Raw genomic sequence first — 6385 nt, forward strand, 5'->3', positions numbered from 1 at the left:
GCCTCGATCACCTCCCGCGGAGGCACCGCGACCGGCGTCGCCGCGGCCGTGGGCGATGGCGAAGCGGCCCAGCGGCTCGTGGACGCGGCGGTCGAGGAGTTCGGCCGCCTGGACGTGCTCGTCACCAACGCCGGCATCCTGCGCGACCGCGTGCTGTGGAAGATGACCGACGAGGACTTCGACGACGTCGTACGGGTGCACCTGCGCGGCACGTTCACCTGCGCCCGCGCCGCCGCCGTCCGCATGCGCGAGCAGGGCACCGGCGGCCGCCTCGTCCTGATCTCCTCGCCCGCCGGCCAGCGCGGCAACTTCGGCCAGGGCAACTACGCCGCCGCCAAGGCCGGCATCGTCGCCATGGCCCGCACCTGGGCCATGGAACTGGGCCGCGCCGGCATCACCGTCAATGCCGTCGTGCCCGTCGCCGCCACCGAGATGACCAGGACCATCCCGGCGTTCGCCCCGGTCATCGAGGAGTCCGAGCGCACCGGCGAGCCGCTGCCGGACTGGCTGCGCAAGGACGAGGGCCTCGGCACCGTGGAGGACGTCGCCGGCCTGATCACCTTCCTGGCCTCGGACGCCTCCGACGGAGTGACCGGGCAGGCCATCGGCATCGGTGGTGACCGCCTCGCCCTGTGGGCCCACCCGAAGGAGAAGGCGGTCGCCTTCGCCGACGGGGGCTGGAGCGGCGACGCCATCGCCGCCGCGTGGCCGGACGGCGTCGGCGCCGCGCCCGAGACCTACGGCATCCCCGCGCCCCAGGCCCCGGAGGCGTGAGGTGGCCGGCCGCCCGCACGGGCCCGCGCTCGACCTCGACGCGCTGACCGCCATCGACGTGCACACCCACGCCGAGGTCTCCAAGGACGGCCACGGGGCCCTCAGCCCCGAGCTGTTCGGAGCCTCCGAGGCCTACTTCAAGGCCCACGGCCACCGGCAGCCCACCATCGACGAGATGGCCGCGCACTACCGCGAACGCCGCATGGCGGCCGTCGTCTTCACCGTCGACGCCGAGCACGCCACCGGCCACCCGCGGATCTCCAACGAGGAGATCGCCGAGAGCTGCGCCGCCCACGCCGACGCCCTGATCCCGTTCGCAAGCATCGACCCGCACAAGGGCCGCGCGGGGGTCCGCGAGGCCCGGCGCCTGGTGGAGGAGCACGGGGTGCGCGGGTTCAAGTTCCACCCCAGCATCCAGGCCTTCTCCCCGGACGACCGCCTCGCCTACCCGCTGTACGAGGCCATCGAGGAACTCGGCGTACCCGCCCTCTTCCACACCGGCCAGACCGGGATCGGCGCGGGCGTCCCGGGCGGCGGCGGCATCCGGCTGAAGTACTCCAACCCCATGGCGGTCGACGACGTCGCCGTCGACTTCCCCGAGCTGAGGATCGTCCTCGCACACCCGTCCTTCCCCTGGCAGGACGAGGCCCTCGCGGTCGCCACCCACAAGCCGCACGTCTACATCGACCTGTCCGGCTGGTCGCCGAAGTACTTCCCGCCCCAGCTCGTGCGCTACGCCAACACCCTGCTCAAGGACAAGGTCCTCTTCGGCTCCGACTACCCGGTCATCACCCCCGACCGCTGGCTCGCCGACTTCGCCGCACTCGACATCAAGCCCGAGGTCCGGCCGAAGATCCTCAAGGAGAACGCCGCCCGGCTGCTCGGCCTGTCCACCGACTGAAGGACTGAGGGAAACGCTCGTGCTGAACCAAGGCATCGGCTCCTGGCCGGCGCGCCGGGCCCGCAAGACACCCGACCGGACCGCCGTCGTCCACGGCGACCGCACCCTGACCTACCGGGAACTCCACCGCCGCGTCCTGCGGCTCGCCCACGGCCTGCGGGCCCTGGGCGTGACGAGCGGCGACCGGATCGCCTACCTGGGACCCAACCACCCGGCCTTCCTGGAGACGCTGTTCGCCGCCGGAGCGCTCGGCGCGGTCTTCGTCCCCCTCAACACCCGCCTGGCCGCCCCGGAGCTGGCGTACAACCTCTCCGACTCGGGCAGCGTCGTCCTCGTCCACGCCCCGGAGCAGGCCGAGGCCGCACGCGCCGCCGCCGACGGGGCCGGGGTGCGCCACCGGATCTCCCTCGAAGGTCCCGCCGGACCCGGTGACGACGCCCTCGCGTACGAGGAGCTGCCCGCCGGCGCCGCGGACGAGCCGATGGACGTGGCCGTACGCCCCGAGGACCCGTGCATGATCATGTACACCTCCGGGACCACGGGCCGCCCCAAGGGAGCCGTCCTCTCCCACGGCAACATCATCTGGAACAGCGTCAACGTCCTCGTCGACACCGACCTCGGCGCGGACGAGGTCACCCTGGTCGTGGCCCCGCTGTTCCACACCGGCGCCCTCAACATGACCTGCCTGCCCACCCTCCTCAAGGGCGGCCAGGTGGTCCTGCTCGCCGCCTTCGACGCCGACCTCGTCCTCGACACCGTCGAACGCCGGCGCGTCACGTACCTGTTCGGCGTCCCCACGATGTACGACGCCATGGCCGCCCGGCCGCGCTGGGCGGCCACCGACCTCTCCAGCCTGCGCACCCTCAACTGCGGCGGCGCACCGGTCCCGGCCCGCACCATCGCCGCCTACACCGACCGCGGCCTCGCCTTCAGCCAGGGCTACGGCATGACCGAGGCGTCCCCCGGCGTGCTCTTCCTCGACCGGGAGCAGACGGCGGCCAAGGCGGGCTCCGCCGGAGTCCCGCACTTCTTCACCGACACCCGCATCGTCCGGCCCGACGGCAGCGACACCGCGCCCGGCGAACGCGGCGAGGTCCTCGTCCAGGGCCCCCACACGATGACCGGCTACTGGAACCGGCCCCACGACACCGCCGCCGCCGCCTTCACCGACGGGGACTGGCTGCGCACCGGCGACATCGCCCGGACCGACGCCGACGGCTACGCCTACATCGTCGACCGGGTGAAGGACATGTACGTCTCCGGCGGCGAGAACGTCTACCCGGCGGAGGTCGAGGACGCGCTCCTCGACCACCCCGCCGTCGCCGAATGCGCGGTCATCGGCATCCCCGACCCGGTCTGGGGCGAGGTCGGCCGCGCCGTCGTCGTCCTCAAGCCCGAGGCCCGCGCCGGCGAGGAGGACATCCTCGGCCACCTCCGGGGGCGGCTCGCCAAGTACAAGATCCCGAAGTCGGTCGTCCTCACGGGCGGCCTGCCCCGTACGGCCTCCGGAAAGATCGTCAAATCCGCCGTCCGCGACACCTTCGCCGGCGACCCGGCCGAACACCCCCAGCCATGACCGGGGTTCGAGCACGACGTTCCCCCAGGGCGCGCCCGGCGCCGCCCGCCCCATCGAAAGGATGCCTCATGCCCAACGCCATCGCCGACGGCCTCGACGCACTCACCTCCCTCAGCGGAGCCGACCTGGGCCGCACCGAGTGGCTGGAGATCACCCAGGACCGGGTGAACACCTTCGCCGACGCCACCGACGACCACCAGTGGATCCACACCGACCCGCGGAAGGCCGCGGACGGACCCTTCGGCGGGCCCATCGCCCACGGCTACCTGACCCTCTCCCTGATCATCCCGCTCTTCGGCGAGCTGCTCGGCATCACCGGGACCAGGATGAGCGTCAACTACGGCCTGGACAAGGTCCGTTTCCCCAGTCCCGTCCGGGTCGGCGCGAAGATCCGGCTCCACGGCGTCGTCGGCACCGTGGAGGAGGTCAAGGGCAACGGCGTGCAGATGCCGATCACCTTCACCGTCGAGGTCGAGGGCGGCGACAAGCCGGCGTGCGTCGCCGAAGCCGTCTACCGCCACTACGCCTGAGCGCACCGCACCACGACAAGAGCTCACCGGGACCTCCCGGTGAGCTCTTGTCGTTCCGGCCCGCCCCGGCCCCCGCTCAGCCCGCGGCGGCGTCCAGCTGCGCCTCCAGGGCCGCCAGCGTCCGGTAGCAGGACATGACCTGGGCGACGGAGGAGTTCGGCTCGCGCCCCTCGCGGATGGCGGCGACGAACTCGCGGTCCTGCAGCTCGATGCCGTCCATCGAGACGTCGACCCCGCTGACGTCGATCGGCTCGTCCTTGCCGGTGACGAGGTCGTCGTAGCGGGCGATGTAGGTGCCGGTGTCGCCGATGTAGCGGAAGAACGTGCCCAGCGGACCGTCGTTGTTGAACGACAGCGACAGGGTGCAGATGGCGCCGTTCGCCGCCCGCAGCTGGACCGACATGTCCATCGCGATGCCGAGTTCGGGGTGGACCGGGCCCTGGACGGCGTTGGCCTGCACGATCGGGGAGCCGGTCTGGTAGGCGAAGAGATCGACGGTGTGGGCCGCGTGGTGCCACAGGAGGTGGTCGGTCCAGGAGCGCGGGGCGCCCAGCGCGTTGAGGTTCGTGCGGCGGAAGAAGTACGTCTGCACGTCCATCTGCTGGATGTCGAACTGCCCGGTCTGGATCCGCCGGCGCACCCACTGGTGGCTCGGGTTGAAGCGCCGGGTGTGGCCCACCATGGCGACCAGGCCGGTGCGCCGCTGCGCCTCCAGACAGGCCTCGGCGTCGGCGAGGGAGGCAGCGAGGGGGATCTCGACCTGGACGTGCTTGCCGGCGTCGAGGCAGGCCAGCGTCTGCTCGGCGTGCAGGGGGGTGGGGGTGGCGAGGACGACGGCGTCGACGTCCTCCATCGCCAGCACCTCGTCGAGGGAGGCCACGGCGCGGCCGACCCCCTGCTCGGCGGCGAACTTCCGCGCGCTGTCGAGGGAGCTGCTCACGACGGCGGCCACCTCGACGCCCTCGATCCGCTTCAGCGCGGCCGCGTGCTTGGCGCCGAAGGCGCCGCCGCCGGCCAGGGCCACCCGGAGGGTCCGGTCGTCGCTCATGTCACTTCACTCCTTCGGCGGGCTCCTGGGCCCGGGTGTGGTTCTCGAGTATCAGATGGCCGACGGCGGTGTTCGACGCCGGCACGTGGTAGAAGCGGTGCTTGACCTCGACGTCCCCCGACCCGTCGAGGTCGCTCATCGCCCCGCGGGCGATCAGCCACATCACCAGTTCGATGCCCTCCGAGCCCGCCTCCTCGACGTATTCCAGGTGCGGTACCCGCGACAGGCCGACCGGGTCCTCGACGAGCCGGTCGAGGAAGGCGTTGTCCCACGCGCGGTTGATGAGTCCGGCGCGCGGCCCCTGCAACTGGTGGCTCATGCCGCCGGTGCCCCACACCTGGACCTTCAGCGGCCGGTCGTACGACTCGATCGCCTTCCGCAGCGCCCGGCCGAGCGCGAAGCAGCGGGCGCCCGAAGGCACCGGGTACTGCACCACGTTGACGTGGAAGGGGATCACCTTGCACGGCCACTTCCCGACGTCCCCGAACATCAGTGACAGCGGGACGGTCAGGCCGTGGTCGACGGTCATCTCGTTGGCGAGCGTGAGGTCGAAGTCGTCCCTGATCAGCGAGTGCGCGATGTGCGCGGCCAGCTCGGGGTCGCTCTCGATGCCGGGGACCGGGCGGGGGCCGTACCCCTCGTCGGCGGTGGCGAAGGCCGCGCCGGTGCCGAGCACGAACGTCGGGATCAGGGACAGGTCGAACGCGGACGCGTGGTCGTTGTAGACCAGGAAGACCACGTCCGGGAGGTTCTCCTCCTCCCAGGCCCTGGAGAACTCGTAGCCCTCGAAGACCGGCCTCCAATAGGGCTCCTCGGTCTTGGCGTGGTCCATCGCCGCGCCGATCGCCGGCACGTGCGAGGTGAAGACCGCGCCGGTGATCACGGCGTGTTCGGCCGGGGGAGCCGGATCGGCGTGCGCCGCCTCCAGGACGGCGTGGTCGATGCGGTTGCCCTCGACGGAGCGGCCGCCGCCGGCCATCATCGCGCGGTACTCCTCCTCGGTTATGCCGGTCATCGAACCGGCCATCTGCTGGAAGGAGAACCCCAGCGTCGCGCCCCACTTGGCGAGGAAGTAGATGTTTCCGCCCTCGGCCATGGCGGCGTTGAGGTCACGGTCCAGCAGCGCCTGCTTCTGCTCCTCGCGCAGCGGCCACGCGTCCAGGTAGGCACGTTCGTCGGCGAGGTACCGTTCGCGGTTCTCCGCCGTCATCAGCGACATGCAGAACTGGTTGAGGTGGTAGCCCCTGGCGGACTGCTCGGCGTCGAAGACGGTGGTCCCCGGCACCAGTTTGTAGGTCTTGTCCAGCGACAAGGTCGGACTCCGATCGTGAGACGGGTCAGCCGGCTTCCGGCCAGTACAGGCGCATCGGGTTGTCGACGAGGAGCCGTTGCCGCAGCTCCGGTGTCGGCGCGATGCCCGGGACGAAGTCGACGAGCAGACCGTCGTCGGGCATGTGGGTGGCGAGGTTCGGGTGCGGCCAGTCCGTGCCCCACAGCACCCGGTCGGGGAACTCCTCGACGACCCGGCGGGCGAACGGGACGACGTCCCGGTAGGC

The 6385-nt window shown here is 71.6% G+C and carries 7 protein-coding genes; 4 read left to right on the forward strand and 3 right to left on the reverse strand.

Annotation, left to right across the window (positions count from 1 at the left end):
* The 4 genes from VR44_RS02610 to VR44_RS02625 all read left to right on the forward strand — a co-directional run.
* On the forward strand, positions 1 to 774 hold a 774-nt coding region (locus tag VR44_RS02610; protein WP_045945701.1), incomplete at its 5' end, for an SDR family NAD(P)-dependent oxidoreductase.
* Position 775: 1 nt separating this feature from the next.
* Positions 776 to 1675, forward strand: coding sequence for an amidohydrolase family protein (locus VR44_RS02615; protein ID WP_045945702.1), 900 nt, complete (start codon positions 776 to 778; stop codon positions 1673 to 1675).
* A gap of 19 nt (positions 1676 to 1694) precedes the next feature.
* The gene (locus VR44_RS02620) at positions 1695 to 3251 is read left to right on the forward strand and encodes an acyl-CoA synthetase (RefSeq protein WP_045945703.1); all 1557 of its coding nucleotides are present in this window, start codon (positions 1695 to 1697) and stop codon (positions 3249 to 3251) included.
* Positions 3252 to 3319: 68 nt separating this feature from the next.
* Positions 3320 to 3781 (forward strand): MaoC family dehydratase, encoded by a 462-nt coding sequence (locus VR44_RS02625; protein WP_045945704.1) that lies wholly within the window; start codon positions 3320 to 3322, stop codon positions 3779 to 3781.
* A gap of 76 nt (positions 3782 to 3857) precedes the next feature.
* On the opposite strand, the gene VR44_RS02630 is transcribed toward VR44_RS02625, so the two are convergent.
* The 3 genes from VR44_RS02630 to VR44_RS02640 form a co-directional block, all read right to left on the reverse strand.
* Positions 3858 to 4829 (reverse strand): Gfo/Idh/MocA family oxidoreductase, encoded by a 972-nt coding sequence (locus VR44_RS02630; RefSeq protein ID WP_045945705.1) that lies wholly within the window; start codon positions 4827 to 4829, stop codon positions 3858 to 3860.
* A 1-nt stretch (position 4830) separates the two neighbouring features.
* Positions 4831 to 6141, reverse strand: coding sequence for a protocatechuate 4,5-dioxygenase subunit alpha (ligA, locus tag VR44_RS42160; RefSeq protein WP_094191394.1), 1311 nt, complete (start codon positions 6139 to 6141; stop codon positions 4831 to 4833).
* A gap of 25 nt (positions 6142 to 6166) precedes the next feature.
* On the reverse strand, positions 6167 to 6385 hold a 219-nt coding region (locus VR44_RS02640; protein WP_045945706.1), incomplete at its 5' end, for an amidohydrolase family protein.

Source organism: Streptomyces katrae (assembly GCF_000966975.1).
GTDB classification, from domain to species: domain Bacteria; phylum Actinomycetota; class Actinomycetes; order Streptomycetales; family Streptomycetaceae; genus Streptomyces; species Streptomyces katrae.